This is a genomic window from Aestuariivivens marinum, from assembly GCF_022662175.1.
GTDB classification, from domain to species: Bacteria; Bacteroidota; Bacteroidia; order Flavobacteriales; family Flavobacteriaceae; genus Aestuariivivens; species Aestuariivivens marinum.
Genome location: NZ_JAKMCR010000001.1, coordinates 1,058,474 through 1,074,559, shown reverse-complemented (window position 1 = coordinate 1,074,559; position 16,086 = coordinate 1,058,474). Strand labels below are relative to the sequence as shown.

The 16,086-nt window shown below is 35.0% G+C and carries 15 protein-coding genes; 6 read left to right on the top strand and 9 right to left on the bottom strand.

Annotated features, from left to right (window positions below):
- Positions 1 to 50 precede the first annotated feature (50 nt).
- Both MR053_RS04610 and MR053_RS04605 read left to right on the top strand, forming a co-directional pair.
- Complete coding sequence (locus MR053_RS04610; protein ID WP_242131276.1) at positions 51 to 698, top strand: DUF4271 domain-containing protein; 648 nt, start codon at positions 51 to 53, stop codon at positions 696 to 698.
- Between the two features lie 21 nt (positions 699 to 719).
- A complete protein-coding gene (locus MR053_RS04605) occupies positions 720 to 1,469 on the top strand; it encodes a uroporphyrinogen-III synthase (RefSeq protein ID WP_223549564.1) in 750 nt (249 codons plus the stop codon).
- A 51-nt stretch (positions 1,470 to 1,520) separates the two neighbouring features.
- Here the strand turns inward: MR053_RS04605 and pckA are convergent, their stop codons facing one another.
- Both pckA and MR053_RS04595 read right to left on the bottom strand, forming a co-directional pair.
- Positions 1,521 to 3,137 carry a phosphoenolpyruvate carboxykinase (ATP) gene (gene pckA / locus MR053_RS04600; RefSeq protein WP_242131275.1) on the bottom strand — a complete coding sequence of 539 codons (1,617 nt, stop codon included), beginning with the start codon at positions 3,135 to 3,137 and terminating at the stop codon, positions 1,521 to 1,523.
- A gap of 63 nt (positions 3,138 to 3,200) precedes the next feature.
- Positions 3,201 to 3,599: a DUF423 domain-containing protein gene (locus tag MR053_RS04595; RefSeq protein ID WP_242131274.1), complete on the bottom strand. Its 399-nt coding sequence runs from the start codon at positions 3,597 to 3,599 to the stop codon at positions 3,201 to 3,203.
- A 104-nt stretch (positions 3,600 to 3,703) separates the two neighbouring features.
- Between MR053_RS04595 and MR053_RS04590 the strand changes: the two genes are divergently transcribed.
- Both MR053_RS04590 and MR053_RS04585 read left to right on the top strand, forming a co-directional pair.
- Positions 3,704 to 5,068 (top strand): saccharopine dehydrogenase family protein, encoded by a 1,365-nt coding sequence (locus MR053_RS04590; RefSeq protein WP_242131273.1) that lies wholly within the window; start codon positions 3,704 to 3,706, stop codon positions 5,066 to 5,068.
- A 122-nt stretch (positions 5,069 to 5,190) separates the two neighbouring features.
- Entirely contained in the window at positions 5,191 to 5,658 is a 468-nt protein-coding gene (locus tag MR053_RS04585) for an Lrp/AsnC ligand binding domain-containing protein (RefSeq protein ID WP_242131272.1), read from the top strand.
- A gap of 93 nt (positions 5,659 to 5,751) precedes the next feature.
- Here MR053_RS04585 and MR053_RS04580 read toward each other — a convergent pair whose 3' ends face one another.
- Positions 5,752 to 7,296 carry a glycine--tRNA ligase gene (locus MR053_RS04580; RefSeq protein ID WP_242131271.1) on the bottom strand — a complete coding sequence of 515 codons (1,545 nt, stop codon included), beginning with the start codon at positions 7,294 to 7,296 and terminating at the stop codon, positions 5,752 to 5,754.
- A gap of 130 nt (positions 7,297 to 7,426) precedes the next feature.
- Between MR053_RS04580 and MR053_RS04575 the strand changes: the two genes are divergently transcribed.
- On the top strand, positions 7,427 to 8,104 hold the full coding sequence (locus tag MR053_RS04575) for a ComF family protein (protein WP_242131270.1): 678 nt from the start codon (positions 7,427 to 7,429) through the stop codon (positions 8,102 to 8,104).
- 103 nt (positions 8,105 to 8,207) lie between these two features.
- Positions 8,208 to 9,824: an Ig-like domain-containing protein gene (locus tag MR053_RS04570; protein ID WP_242131269.1), complete on the top strand. Its 1,617-nt coding sequence runs from the start codon at positions 8,208 to 8,210 to the stop codon at positions 9,822 to 9,824.
- Here the strand turns inward: MR053_RS04570 and MR053_RS04565 are convergent.
- The 6 genes from MR053_RS04565 to MR053_RS04540 form a co-directional block, all read right to left on the bottom strand.
- Positions 9,808 to 10,590, bottom strand: coding sequence for an amidohydrolase (locus MR053_RS04565; RefSeq protein ID WP_242131268.1), 783 nt, complete (start codon positions 10,588 to 10,590; stop codon positions 9,808 to 9,810). The genes MR053_RS04570 and MR053_RS04565 overlap by 17 nt on opposite strands.
- 2 nt (positions 10,591 to 10,592) lie before the next feature.
- Positions 10,593 to 11,735, bottom strand: a complete 1,143-nt coding sequence (locus MR053_RS04560) for a methionine aminotransferase (protein ID WP_242131267.1) — start codon at positions 11,733 to 11,735, stop codon at positions 10,593 to 10,595.
- Between the two features lie 149 nt (positions 11,736 to 11,884).
- The gene (gene lhgO, locus MR053_RS04555; protein WP_242131266.1) at positions 11,885 to 13,108 is read right to left on the bottom strand and encodes an L-2-hydroxyglutarate oxidase; all 1,224 of its coding nucleotides are present in this window, start codon (positions 13,106 to 13,108) and stop codon (positions 11,885 to 11,887) included.
- Between the two features lie 12 nt (positions 13,109 to 13,120).
- Positions 13,121 to 14,893 (bottom strand): MutS-related protein, encoded by a 1,773-nt coding sequence (locus tag MR053_RS04550; protein WP_242131265.1) that lies wholly within the window; start codon positions 14,891 to 14,893, stop codon positions 13,121 to 13,123.
- 78 nt (positions 14,894 to 14,971) lie between these two features.
- Positions 14,972 to 15,667, bottom strand: coding sequence for a zinc metallopeptidase (locus MR053_RS04545; protein ID WP_242131264.1), 696 nt, complete (start codon positions 15,665 to 15,667; stop codon positions 14,972 to 14,974).
- A gap of 78 nt (positions 15,668 to 15,745) precedes the next feature.
- Complete coding sequence (locus MR053_RS04540) at positions 15,746 to 16,006, bottom strand: SemiSWEET family sugar transporter (RefSeq protein WP_242131263.1); 261 nt, start codon at positions 16,004 to 16,006, stop codon at positions 15,746 to 15,748.
- Positions 16,007 to 16,086: the final 80 nt, after the last annotated feature.

The following is a 16,086-nucleotide window of genomic DNA, read 5'->3' as shown; positions in this document are numbered from 1 at the left end:
ATATTCCTTAATAATTAAGCAGGTAATAAAAATTATGATAATTTTATTGCATGATTCGTGAAACACCTTCAAATGAACTCTTTACTATTTTACTGGTAGCTTGTTTGCTTATTGTGGCGATTGCTAAATTGGTGTCTTCCAAACGCTTTAACGAGTTTATTTATGTTTTTACAAACTCGAAATACCTGAACATTTATGCAAGAGACCAGAAGTTTTTCGACAAATTTGATGCGCTTTTATTTGTCAATTTAATAATTTCTGCATCTATATTTGTCATTCTAGCTTTGCAGTTTTTTAACGGCATAGATTACACCTCTATAAACTTACTTTTTAAAATAACCGTCGGTATAGGTTCATTTATTCTAATAAAAGTTTTAATAGAACGCTTAATAGGTAGCCTTTTTGAGATTGACAATCTAATAGACACCTATCTGTTTCAAAAAATAACCTACAAAAATTATTTGGGTCTTATGCTGTTACCTATCAATGCTTTTTTGATTTATAGTTTTAAACCTTCTGCGCCTTTATTTTACATCATGTTAGGCCTTTTATTTGTTGTTAATATTACGGGGTTAGTCACGTCGTTTAAAAGGCACCAAAGTTTAATAAAAACAAATTTTTTCTATTTTATTTTGTATCTTTGCGCACTTGAAATAGCACCCTATATTATTTTATATAAGGTTTTTATTTTAGATTAAAAGAACAAACTACTTGTGCCTATGAAAGTGAAAACGATTTTGGTTTCCCAACCAGAACCTAAAATAGAGAATTCCCCGTACTTCGATTTAATAGATAAGCAAAAGGTAAAAATTGATTTCAGGCCTTTTATACATGTTGAAGGATTACCTGCAAAAGAAGTAAGACAACAAAAAGTAGACCTGAACAATTATACCGCCATTATATTAACCAGTAGAAATGCTGTTGACCATTTTTTTAGGGTTGCCGAAGAAATGCGTTTTAAGGTGCCAGACACCATGAAGTATTTCTGTCAGTCTGAAGCGGTAGCCTATTATTTACAAAAATATGTGGTATACAGAAAGCGTAAAATATATGTTGGAAAACGTACATTTGCTGAACTTTCACCTTTAATTAAAAAATATAAGGACGAAAAATTCCTATTGCCAAACACTGATAAAGTTAAACCAGAGGTTCCTGAAACCATGGATGCTTTAGGCGTTAATTGGAAACAAGCTACCTTTTACAAAACGGTTGTTAGTGACCTGTCGGATTTAGCCGATGTATACTATGATGTATTGGTGTTCTTTAGTCCTTCTGGGATTGAATCCTTATTTCAAAACTTCCCGGATTTCAAACAGAACGATACACGTATTGCTGTATTTGGAAATACCACGATTAAAGCGGTTGAAGAGCGAGGGTTACGCGTGGACATTGCCGCACCTACGCCTGAAACGCCATCTATGACCATGGCTTTGGAAAAATATATTGAAGAGGTTAATAAAAGGAAATAACTTCTTTCTTAACAAAAAAAGGGGTTGTCTTTTAGACAACCCCTTTTTAATTTAAAACGCATACCGTTGCGGACCACCACGACGTATTTCTTCACTACAGTGGGCTTCAAACTTTTTAAAGTTCTCACGAAATGCATTGGTTAATTTAAATGCCATTTTATAATAGGCTTCATCATCATTCCAAGTAGCACGAGGGCTCAACACACGAGTAGGTACTCCCGGGCAGGTTCTAGGCTGTGCTACGCCAAAAACGGAATGGATATGATAATCGTCGTAATTATATAACCCAAGGTGTCCTTCTAACACAGCATTAATCATAGCTCTGGTGTATTTCAATTCCATACGCTTACCTACACCATAAGGTCCGCCAGTCCAGCCCGTATTAACCAACCACACATTGACGCCTGCTTCTATCATTTTTTTACTTAACATTTCGGCATATTTTGCTGGGTGCAAGGGCATAAAAGGCGCTCCAAAGCATGCAGAAAATGAAGGTTGTGGCTCAACCACACCTGCCTCGGTACCTGCAACTTTTGCTGTATATCCAGAAATAAAGTGATAGGCGGCCTGGCTGGGTGTTAATTTAGAAATTGGCGGTATAACCCCAAAAGCATCTGCCGTTAAAAAGAAAATATGTTTTGGGTTTTTAGCAATTGAAGGTGTTTGAATATTATCTATATGATATATAGGGTAACTTACGCGAGTGTTTTGTGTAATTGAAGTGTCCTTAAAATCTACATGACCTTCTTCATCAAGGATGACATTTTCTAAAATGGCTCCCTTCTTTATGGCATCATAAATCTCAGGTTCATTATCCCTTGATAAATTAATCACTTTTGCATAACATCCCCCTTCAAAATTAAATATGGTATTTTCTTTGGTCCATCCATGTTCATCATCTCCAATCAAACTTCTATTAGCATCGGTAGACAAAGTGGTTTTTCCAGTACCCGATAAACCGAAAAATATAGCAGTATCGTTCTCTTTACCAATATTTGCGCTACAATGCATTGGCAGGGTATCCTTAAATACTGGAAGAATAAAATTCAATGCAGAAAAAATCCCTTTTTTAATCTCCCCAGTATAACCCGTGCCACCTATTAATGCCACTTTTTTAGTAAAGTTTAAAATAGCAAAATTATGTTGACGTGTTCCATCTTCTTTAGGGTTTGCCATAAAACCAGGTGCATTAACCACAGTCCATTCTGGAGAAAACTGATCCAATTCGGCTTCTGTAGGCCTTAAAAACATATTATAAGCAAATTGATTACTCCAAGGATATTCGTTTATCACCCTAATATTTAATCGGTAATTGTCATCGGCACAGGCATAACTGTCCCTTACGAAAAGTTCTTTACCCGACAGGTAATCTACAACCTTATTATAAAGGTTATCAAATTTTTCAGAATCAAAAGGAATGTTAATATCACCCCACCAGATCTTATCTTTAGTAATATCATCTTTAACAATAAAACGATCTTTTGGAGAACGCCCTGTAAATTCACCTGTATTAACTGCTAACGCCCCAGAAGAAGCTTCTAAGCCTTGCCCTTTTTCAATAGCAATGTCATGTAACTGCTCTGGTGATAACTGATAATTAATTTTGGCATTTTTAATGCCGTAACCCTCTAACGAAATCGTTTTCGTAATTGAGCCATAATTTTCCATAATACGCTTTAAAATTAGTTATCGGGCAAAATTATAACAATTATTTTAAAGCTTTTATAAATTTTAGTCCTTTTTAAGTTCCTTTTTTAACAAATTAGCAATCAATAAAATCCAGCTTAAAATTAACAAAAAACCTCCTACAGGAGTTATAAATGCAATAGATTTAAAATTAAAAACCGTTAGTGTATTTGTTGCCAGTCCATAAATGGATCCTGAAAAAAACAAAACTCCAAAAACCACAAGGTATAACACTATTCTTTTTGTTTTAATTGAAAAAAATGTTTTGTTATTCCCTAAAAACAGTAATAATAATGCGTGATACATTTGGTAGCGCAACCCTGTTTCAAAAGTTTGCTGCGCTTCAACAGTGATCTGTTCTTTTAGAGCATGCGCACCAAATGCTCCTAGAACTACACATGTAGCCCCTAGAATACATGCTGCTATTACTAATTTTTTATTCATATTTAATTATTCTTAAAAAAAACCTATTTTTTTTATTAAATTCGTAATTATAAAAAAGTTGCCTAAAGTTATTAATAAAACAAAATTAATCAACCTGGTTTAATATGCGAAAGATTTTAGTGATTGGTTCTGGAAAATCCACTTCATACCTCATAAAATACCTATCGGATAAATCTAAAGAAGAAAATTTATGTATTACCATTGGTGATCTTAAAATTGATGATGCCAAAAAGCTAATTAATCCCCTTTCTAATGTCAACGCTATTTCACTTGATATTTTTAATGACATCTCACGAACCAAAGCCATAAAGGATGCTGACATTGTAATCTCCATGCTTCCAGCACGATTCCACATTATCGTTGCCAAAGATTGCATTCAACACAAAAAACACATGGTAACAGCTTCTTATGTTAGTCCAGAAATGCAGGCATTGGATAATGATGCAAAAGCCAATCATTTAATCTTAATGAACGAAATTGGTGTTGATCCTGGTATAGACCACATGAGTGCCATGCAGGTATTGGATATTATTAGGGCTAAAGGCGGAAAAATTGTTTTGTTTGAATCGTTTACCGGTGGATTGGTTGCTCCGGAAAGTGACACAAATTTGTGGAACTATAAGTTCACTTGGAATCCAAGAAATGTTGTTATTGCAGGACAGGGTGGTGCAGCCAAATTTTTACAAGAAGGCACTTACAAATACATTCCATATCATAGATTATTTAGACGCACTGAATTTCTAGATATAGAAGGCTTTGGCAGGTTTGAAGCCTACGCTAATAGAGATTCATTAAAATATCAAAATGTTTATGGGCTGGAGAATATTAAAACACTGTACCGAGGTACCATGAGGCGTGTAGGTTTTAGCCGTGCTTGGAACATCTTTGTAGTTTTGGGAATGACAGACGACAGCTATACTATTGAAGATAGTGAAAACATGAGTTATCGCGACTTTGTAAATGCTTTTTTACCCTACAGCCATACTGATTCGGTTGAACTTAAATTACGCCATGCCCTAAAAATAGATCAGGACGATATTGTATGGGATAAACTAGAAGAGCTCGATATTTTTAATCCTAATAAAAAGGTAGAGTTAAAAAACGCAACACCTGCACAGATTCTCCAAAAAATTTTAATGGACAAATGGACCTTGGCCGAAGATGATAAGGACATGATTGTTATGTACCATAAGTTTGGTTACGAACTCAATGGCAAAAAACACCAAATTGATTCCAATATGGTTGTTTTAGGAGAAAACCAAACCTATACGGCTATGGCGAAAACGGTTGGTCTTCCTGTGGCTATGGCTGCATTAGCTATTTTAAACGGAAAAATCACGACTCCAGGTGTTCAAATACCAATCACCAAAGAAGTATACGAGCCCATCTTAAAGGAACTCCAAGATTACGGCATAACATTTAACGAAAAAGAAGTACCTTATTTGGGGTATAACCCATTGAATAATTAAGTTTCACAGGTAACTTTGAGTGCTACAAACTCATCAACCGTCTCAGACACCTAAAGGTTATACCTTTATTATTACAATTTAAAACCAAATAACTACTTTTATATTATTAAAACAACACCATTATGCCTCGAAAAGCTAAAACCATTACTATAGATGGTATCGATAAAAAAATATTGCGTATGTTAATGGAAGATGCTAGAACACCTATTCTTGAGGTCGCCCGACAGGTAGGCATTTCTGGAGCTGCTATCCATCAACGACTACGGAAACTGGAGAAAGCGAAATTGATTTTAGGCTCCAAACTTATCGTTAATCCTGAAGCTTTAGGCTTTGGCACCCGTGCTTTTGTGGGTATGTATTTTGACAAAGCTGCAGATGCTCCCACCATTATAAAATTATTAAAGCGTGTTCCCGAGGTTTTAGAATGCCATTATACAACAGGAAACTGGAATGTATTTTTAAAAGTGCTCTGCAAAAACAACGACCATCTTATGCAACTCCTTAACACCATACAGGACATTACAGGAGTAGCTAGAACCGAAACGTTTATTTCGCTAAACCAGGATATAGATAGGCAAGTTAAAATTTAAATGACCTTACTTAAATTCAAAAACTTCAACATAAAAAATCCCAAGTCAAACACTTGGGATCTAATTTAATATTCTAAATTATTTAATTCTTTATTATTTCATCTTTAACAACCAATTACGAACATCAACTTCTTTTTTGATGATATCGCGTAAATCATTTATTTTAACACGCTGTTGCTCCATAGAATCCCTGTGACGAATGGTAACTGTACTATCCACTAAGGTATCATGATCTACTGTAATACAGAATGGCGTTCCATTGGCATCCTGCCTTCTGTAACGACGGCCTACCGCATCTTTCTCATCATAGTCTACATTGAAATCCCATTTTAAATCGTCAACAATTTGTCTCGCTATCTCTGGTAAGCCATCCTTTTTAACCAATGGTAAAACTGCGGCTTTTATCGGAGCTAATACACTTGGTAGTTTTAAAACAGTCCGAGTAGTACCATTCTCCAATTCTTCTTCTTGTAAAGCATTGGAAAATACAGCTAAAAACATACGATCCAATCCAATGGAAGTTTCCAAAACATACGGCACGTAGCTTTTATTTTCTTCAGGGTCGAAATAATGTAGTTTTTTACCTGAGTACTTTTCATGTTGACTTAAATCGAAATCGGTGCGTGAATGTATGCCTTCCAGCTCCTTAAATCCGAACGGGAATTTGAATTCAATATCAGCCGCAGCATCTGCATAGTGGGCCAATTTTTCGTGATCGTGAAAACGGTAATTATCCTCTCCCATTCCCAAAGACAAGTGCCACTTTAAACGAGCTTCCTTCCAATACTCATACCATTCTTGTTGCGTACCGGGTTTAATGAAAAATTGCATTTCCATTTGTTCAAATTCACGCATTCTAAAGATAAACTGTCTGGCAACTATTTCATTTCTAAAAGCTTTTCCTGTTTGAGCAATACCAAACGGGATCTTTAAACGTCCTGTTTTTTGAACATTTAAAAAGTTAACAAAAATACCTTGTGCCGTTTCTGGTCGCAAATACAAATCCATCGCATTATCTGCCGAAGCTCCTAACTTAGTGGCAAACATTAAATTAAACTGCTTAACGTCAGTCCAGTTTTTACTACCCGTCAGCGGATCAGCAATTCCCAATTCTTCAATAAGGGCTTTCACATCGGTTAAATCTTCATTTTCCAAAGACTTTGCCAAGCGAGACAAGGTGGTATTGATTTTTCCCTGATAACCCAACACCCTTGCATTTGTAGTTAGAAATTCTTCCTTGTTAAAAGCCTCTCCAAAACGTTTTTCGGCTTTGGCAACCTCCTTATCTATTTTGGCCTCAACTTTAGCACAATAGTCTTCAATCAAAACATCGGCACGATAGCGCTTTTTTGAATCTTTATTATCTATTAACGGATCGTTAAACGCATCAACATGTCCTGAGGCTTTCCAAGTGGTCGGATGCATAAAAATTGCTGCATCGATACCCACAATATTCTCATGCATTTGTACCATGGCCTTCCACCAGTAGTCACGAATATTCTTTTTTAACTCAGCTCCATTCTGCGCATAATCGTATACTGCGCTTAAGCCATCGTATATTTCACTGCTTTGGAATACATACCCGTACTCTTTAGCATGGGAGATTACTCTCTTAAATGTATCGTCTTGATTTGCCATAGGTGCAAAAATATAAAACCGCTGTGAACTGGAAACGATCTCAATTAAAATTTACAACAAATTCACTAATAAATATTTATATTAGTGTCTTTATGGTTCATTTTTATAAACTACCCATTATAATTATAAAATGCTCAAGTCCCTTATCAATTTATTTTTCCCAAAAATTTGCTATGCCTGTCTAAATATACTTGAGGATAACCAAGATACTATATGTACCTCTTGTAGAAATAACTTACCAGTAACTAATTTTCATTTCAATAATGATGACACAGTGATAAAGGTACTTTATGGAAGGGCAAAAATTGAACAGGGAACAGCACTATTTAGGTTTGAAAAAAAAGGACCTGTGCAACAGCTTATTCATGGCTTAAAATATAGAGGATATGAAAATATCGGAGTTGTATTAGGCAATTGGCTAGGCGGAGAACTAAAAACCATTAAACACTATAACCATATTGATATTGTAATACCTGTACCACTTCATAAAAAGAAATTGAAGAAAAGAGGCTACAACCAAGTAGCAAAATTTGGGCAAGAGATTGCAAAACAACTACAAGTTACTTATGTTGATAATGTTCTTTTAAAAATTACCAACACCAAATCACAAGTCAACAAAAAACGCTTTGCTCGCTGGCAGGGTAACGATACCTTGTTTACCGTTAATCAAATCGATTCCATAAATAACAAGCATATATTGTTAGTAGATGATATTATAACCACAGGTGCTACCATGGAAGCATGCATCAATGTTTTATCCAAAGCTAAAAACGTTAAAATTAGTGTTGTATGTATGGCAATAGCCTAAGATTTATAGGCGTTATAATTTAAATAATGTACATTTCATTTCGTTTTTCTTAAATTTTAAAATGAAAAAATTCATGTACTTTTGCTAAAATTTAAAACGCTTCATGAATAAAACGTTTGCTAATCTTGTTTTATTAATTTTCCTAAGTCTTGGTTTCATTAATTGTGCTAATAAAGGGACGCCTGGAGGTGGCCCTAAAGACGAAACACCACCTGTAATTATAAAATCTGAACCAGAGAATTTTTCAACAAACTTTAAAGCAAGAGAAATTACTATCCATTTTGATGAATATATAAAACTAAAGGACATACAAAAGCAATTAATCATTTCACCACCATTGAAGACCCAACCCGAAATAAAACCTTTAGGAGGGGCAAGCAGGTACATATCCATTAAAATTTTCGACACACTTCAACCCAATACCACTTATGCTTTTAATTTTGGAAATAGCATTCAAGATAATAATGAGGGAAATCCGTTTTCCTATTTTCGCTATGTATTTTCAACAGGTGATTATATCGATTCTTTAACAGTAGGCGGTACTATAGTTGATGCTATAGACCGAAAAACAGAGACCTTTGTAAACGTTGGACTTTATGAAGTGGATTCTACATTTAACGATTCTATTATTTATAAAGAAAAACCTAAATATATTACTAACACCCTAGACAGTTTAACTACATTTGCTATTGAAAACATTAAAGAAGGCAAGTATTTACTCCTAGCCTTAAAAGATAATAATGAGGATTATAAATTTCAACAAAAAACAGATAAAATAGGGTTTCATAAAGGTTTTATAAATATCCCTACCGATTCAACTTATACCCTTAAATTATTCAAAGAAGACCTAGATTTTAAATCAACAAGACCTAAACTTATCTCTGGTGAAAAAATCGCTTTTGGTTATGAAGGTGATTACAAGGACATGGACATTAAACTCCTATTTGACACCCCTCAAGATTTTGAGTATAGAATTACTAAAGACCAACAAACCGATTCGCTTTATTATTGGTATAAACCAAGACTAGAGGTAGATTCCTTAATTTTTAAGGTTTCTAATCTAGATTTTGAAAAAGATTATACGGTTAGAATCAGTGCCCAAAAACGAGACAGCTTAACTATCACATCAAGTCCTTCTGGCAATATTACTTACAAGGAACCTTTAAAGATTTCTGGCTCAATACCTTTTGCAAAACTTGATGAGACCAAAATAAATATTGAAGATAAAGATTCTACCAAAGTTGTATTTACAACAGCTTTTGATACTATACAAAACACTTATCATATTAATTTTGAAAAGAAAGCAGACAATAGGTACCGAGTTCAAGTTTTGCCCGAAGCCATTTTAGACTTCTTCGATAATACCAACGACACCTTAAACTATGTAGTTAGCACAAAAAAAATCTCAGATTACGGTAACCTAAGGGTTATTATAAACAATGCCACATATCCTCTTATAGTCCAGTTAATGGACTCAAATGGAAAAGTGAAATATGAAAAATACACCATTAGAAATGAGGCATTGGATTTCTTAAATATAGATTCGGGGAAATACTATTTGAGAGCAATTTTCGATGCCAATAAAAATGGTAAATACGATACGGGTAGTTACCTTAAAAAAATACAGCCCGAACGTGTTAGCCTTTTTATCCCAGAAGAATCAGATGGTGATATTAGAGCGGGATGGGATGAAATTTGGAACATCAACCTATCAAACTAAAGGTATCTCTGTCGTTTAAAAACTTTAGTTTATTTCTATAAAAACTGATATGTTTTTTTTCCAAAACAGCAATTTCAGTATGTTCCTTATTAGGTTTTAGTGGCGTAATCGCATTTCCTAACACATCATATACAGCCGAATGACCACAATATTCATTCTGCTCTTTATCTTCTCCTATTCGATTTAAGCCAATGCAATAGCACATGTTTTCTATAGCTCGTGCTTTCAACAAAGTGTCCCAAGCCAAAATTCTGGGTTTGGGCCAATTGGCCACATACAATAAAACATCATAGTCCACAACATTTCTGGACCATACGGGAAACCGTAAATCGTAACATATTAACGGACAAATTTTCCATCCCTTATAATCTACAATTAACTTATTGCTTCCCGAAGCATATACTTTATCCTCATGAGCCAAGGTAAAGGTATGTCGTTTATCATAATGTAAAATATTTCCAGAAGGTTCTACAAAAAGCAATCTGTTATAAAATTTATTTTCTTCGGCAATAACAATACTTCCAATGATAGCTGCTCCTGTTTTTTTAGCTTTTCTTTGCATCCAAACCACAGTTTTTCCCTCCATGGTTTCGGCTACCTTAACTGCATCCATAGTAAACCCTGTTGTAAACATTTCTGGAAGTACTATAACATCTACTTTCTGGGATATTTCCTTAATTTTTTCAGAAAAATGCTTTCGATTTTCCTTTGGCTTTTCCCAAACTAAATTGGACTGAATATAAGCTACTTTTAATTGGTCCTGCATAATTAAATAGTATTTAAAATGTCGGCTGCCCGCCTTAAGGTGTCATCCTTTTTAGCAAAACAAAATCTAAGTATTTTTTGGTCTAAATTATTCAGGTTAAAAACCGACATAGGAATGGATGCAATACCAAATTCTAACGTTAAACGCTTGGCAAAATCCACATCATACTCATCGTTAATACTCGAATAATCCAACAATTGAAAATAAGTTCCTTTTGATTTTTTGAACTTAAATCGTGAGCCTTTAATCAAACTAAGAAACAAATCCCTCTTATCTTGGTAGAATGACGATAACCCTAAATAATGTTGAGATTCTTGCATATAATCAGCAATGCCTTTTTGAGTGGGATGATGTACGCAAAACACATTAAACTGATGCACTTGCATAAATAAGTCCATAAGATCTTTAGGGGCACAGCAATAGCCAACGCGCCATCCTGTATTGTGAAAGGTTTTACTGAATGATGCCACAACAAAACTCCGCTTCTTTAACTCAGGAAATAGGCAAACACTTTGATGTTTTTCACCATCATAAATCATGTGCTCATATACCTCATCACTCAATACAATGATATCGGTATTTTTGGTAATGGTATGTAATTGCAACATATCATCTTTTGAAAACACTGTCCCTGACGGATTATGTGGTGTGTTAACAATAATCATTTTGGTTCGCCTACTTACCTTTTGTCTTACCAAATCCCAATCGATACTAAAATGGGGAGCTTCCAATTGTATAGCTATAGGGTAGCCTCCATTTAGTTTTACTGCAGGTTCATAACTATCATATGCCGGTTTAAAGACCATAACTTCATCTCCCGATTTTACAAACGTATTTATTATGGTAAAAATGGCTTGTGTTGCACCTGCTGTAACCGTAATTTCATACTCAGGGTGATAACTTGTATCGTAAAGTAATTCTATTTTTTTGGAAATAGCCAAACGTAATTCTAAATTCCCATACATGGGTGCATAATGATTATAACCAGAATGCATTGCCTTACAGACTAAGTCTGTTAGTGTTTTATCACTTTCAAAATCTGGAAACCCCTGAGATAAATTAATGGCATCATGTGCTTTAGCCAAGCCACTCATTACAGAAAAAATGGTGGTTTTTACATTTGGGAGTTTAGAAGTATACTGCATAAATTAAAGGTGACGATCCATACAGAATCTATACCCCTAATTTAATAAGTAATTCTTGTTTACAAGAGCTTCCTTTAGAAATTTTATTGGATTTTATAAACAGAACATTTTCAATTAATTTCAAACAAAGTCCTTTATGAAGATTTATCCTAACCCAGATTAAAATAAACTGTTGCCATGTCACATATCTTATCACCAATAGCCAAACATGAAGTAGCAGCTGGCGATGGCGCATTTAATACGTGCAAGCTTCTATTGTGATAAATAATTTTAAAATCGTCTTGCATGCTCCCATCAGCATTCAGCAACATCGCCCGTACCCCAGACCTACCGGGCATTATATCCTGCATGGTTAATGAGGGTATTAAACGTTGTAGAGTTTCTAAAAACCGTTTTTTGGAAAAAGTCCTTCGGTATTCGTTAATCGCAAAACCTGTATGTTTGCACAGCAAGTTCCATGTTCCCAAATAAGATAAGGCATTTAGCGTGTCCTTTACATTGAAATCTGTTTTACCATAGCCTTCACGTTTAAACGTTAATACAGCATTAGGACCACACTCTACATCACCATTTACCATTCTGGTAAAATGTACGCCCAAAAATGGAAAATTGGGATTGGGTACCGGATAGATTAAGTGCTTCACCTTTGTCTTAGCCATTTCAGTCAAGTTATAATAATCACCCCTAAAAGCTACTACCCTCTCTTTTAACTTAACCCCATCTTGCTTTGCCAATCGATCGGCTTGTAAACCACCACAAAAAATAACGTGCTTGGCTGTATATTTATCTTTTGAAGTCACTACCAAAGATTCATCTCCTACATGTTCACAGGCTTCCACTTTCTCTCCTAATACAATTTTGCTTTTAGGCTGTATGGCTTGGATTAATTCTCCCAATTTATTGGTGGCACCAATAAAATCAATAATCCCGGTACAGGGCACCCAAATACCGGCTATCCCTTCAACATAAGGTTCAATTTCCCGCAACTGATTAGCCGTGATTTTTTCAATACCCTCGGTATTATTGGCTTTACCATTTTCAAATATTTTATCTAAATATAGTAACTCACTTTTATCTACTGCAGTAACGACTTTACCACACACCTCATGTTTTACACCATACTTTGTTGCAAAAGCGACCAATTGCTTTCTGCCATCAACACAATTTTTGGCTTTATCTGATCCTGGTTTATAATACAATCCAGAATGAATGACACCTGAATTATTTCCCGTTTGGTGTGCTGCTAACCTATTTTCCTTTTCAATTATAATAATTTTAAGGTTCGGATATTTTAATTGTATTTTATAAGCTGAAGCAAGGCCTACTATCCCTCCGCCTATAACTGCTATATCATATCTTTCTTTTAAATGCAAAACTTTAATATGCTAAACAATATTCATCTTTTTAAGTAGAAAGGACGCATTCATGTTCTGGCAAACACCCTGTTTCAACTTATAGTCAAAATGAAGTTCATCATTAATGATTTCGACATCAAAATAATAATTTTTCACTTCCGCCAGTTCCTGTTCAATCTCACAGAGGCTTAAATCGTGGGTGGCTATAATACCCGTGGCATTTGAAGCGACTAGTTTTTCAACAAACTTACGTGAGCCAATTGCTTTGTCGGTACTATTGGTCCCTTTTAAAATTTCATCTAATACAATAAAATAAGGTTCCTTTGCAATGACATCTACAATATATTTCAATCGGGTCAATTCTGAAAAGAAATATGAGCTATCATCGATTAAGGAATCGGTTGTGCGCATACTCGTAATGAGCTTTACTGGTATATATTCACTGTATTTGGCACAAACGGGCAAGCCCACATTCGCCATGACGATATGTAAGGAAACGGTTCTTAAAAACGTACTCTTACCAGCCATATTGGCTCCCGTTACAATAAAAAACTGTTCGTTTTCTATTGTTAGATTGCTGTCTATCCGTTTGGCTTTATCTAATAAGGGGTGCCCTAAAGCTTCTGCCTTTATAACTGGCCCTTCTTCTTTAATTTCAGGATATATAAAATTAGGATGGTTATAGGCATAATTACCTAAGGTGTTATAAGCATCAAAAAACGCTACGACCTCAAACCAATCTTTAACTTTATGTCCATAATACTTTATCCATTGCTCAATGGTATAGCTATGTTTTAAATCTGTAAGAAAGTAACCATTCCCAAAAATGGCCCCGAACAGATTGTTTCTATTATCTAATGCATCCAAGGCTTTCGACAGTTTCTTGAAGATTTGTGATGCCCGTTCTTCTTCTAACTGAATTTGTTGTCGCTTTTGTTTCAGTAATGTAGAAGTAAAATTTTCATTCTCGATTAAATCCAACAATAGGGCATGTTGCCTAAACGTATCCCTAATCTTATCTGCATTGGCCGATAATACATTAATCTTTTTGAGATATTTCCCAGTAATTCCCAAACCAATAATTAACCAATAGCCAACAACTAGTGGATTTGGCATAAGTTTGAAAACGGCAAGCATAATTATAATTACCGAAAGCACCCCAAAACATATTGGCAACCATGCCATGATTTTAGGTAAAAACGACTTATAATTTTTTAACCAATCTATAATACTTTTTGCTGGTGTTTCAACATGAACCATACTCGAAGTTGCTGAGAAATATTGACGCCATTTAGGCTTTTCAGACAATTCCTTAATGGCCTCTTGCCTTAGTATAATATCATCAATACGGTTAGCTTTTAAAATGTTAGCCAACTGCTCCGTTCCCTCGGCAATGGTCGTTCTGTTTATGAACTGAAAAAAGGACCCCCGACCAAACAAATCGATATCTAAACTGTAAAAATGATTGGCCTCTTGAAACTGAATCCCTTTATCACGATGGTGAAAATTTCCCGAAGCTATTTTTAGCTCTTCTTCATTAATATTGACCAAAGCCTTATTAAACCGTTGCAACCGTTTAACTTCAGTATATCGTGACAGCAAAAACAAAAACACAGCAATGCCCACTATGGCTATGGGGACCATGATTTGCCAATGCCCGAAAATCATATAAAGCAAAAAAACAGTTGTTAAAAACACAATGAGCCTCAGCATACTTAAACTAAGTATTTGTTTTTGCAAGTGTTTGACTTCTTGGCGATATAACTCGACGTGTTCTTTATAATAGGATAACGGATCTTTCATTTGACAATATGATTACACAGGTAAAGAAACAAAAAAGCCCTGAAAATTTCAGGGCAAGATTATAAATATACAGTAAAATTAATCTCTTGAACCTAATACTCGAAATGCCCAATACACCAAGTTAGCCAAGGCTCCAATTGCGGCCACTAAATACGTTCTAGCGGCCCATTTAAGAGCATCTTTAGAACCTACATATTCCTGTTGGGATACCATGTTTTTATTTTTTAACCAAGCCAATGCACGGTTACTGGCATCGTATTCTACAGGTAATGTTATGAAACTGAACAGTGTGGCAAAGCCCATCATGAACAATCCTGCTACAGCAACCCAAAATCCAAGGCCTGCTCCTGCTGCAGCACCTAACATGATGCCACCAATAACCACCCATTGTGACATCCCCGATGTTACGCTGACCACTGGCACTAATGCCGAACGCATTTCTAACCACTGATATGCTTTTGCATGCTGTACAGCATGACCGCACTCGTGTGCTGCAACTGCTGCAGCCGCAGCGTTACGTTCATTATAAACGGCCTCGCTTAAATTAACTGTTTTGTTTTTAGGGTTGTAATGATCGGTTAAACGCCCTTGGGTTGAAATCACCTCTACATCGTAAATACCATGATCGGCCAACATTTTTTCGGCAATTTCCTTGCCACTCATCCCATTGCGCAATTGCACTTTAGAGTATTTTTTAAATTTACGCTTCAATTGATTACTTACTAACCAACTTACTAAAGCAATTCCTCCTAATAATATATAATATGCTAACATGTTTTAGTTTTTTAATTTTGAATAAATATAACAATAATCACACCAATTACACATCATGAAAGTTTGTCAGTAAAACAATTATCTTTTTCTGTATTTAATTTTGAAATAGATTAATAAAAACGCTGAAACAACGGTTATGGTATTAGCAAAAATCATGGACGGACTTTGTTTCAAAACACCATAAATCAACCACCCTACAATACCTACAAAAAACATAAACAACATGGGTAAAGATAAACTCGAAACATCTTTGGTTCTCCAAGTTTTATAAACTTGGGGCAGAAATGCTGTGGTTGTTAATACCGCAGCAATAAAACCTATTCCTTCAATGTAGTTCATTTAGAGTTTGTCATTGTGTATCACATCAGAAACTTGATGTAGCTATCTGTTTATTTTTTATTCTAAGTTCAATTAATGAG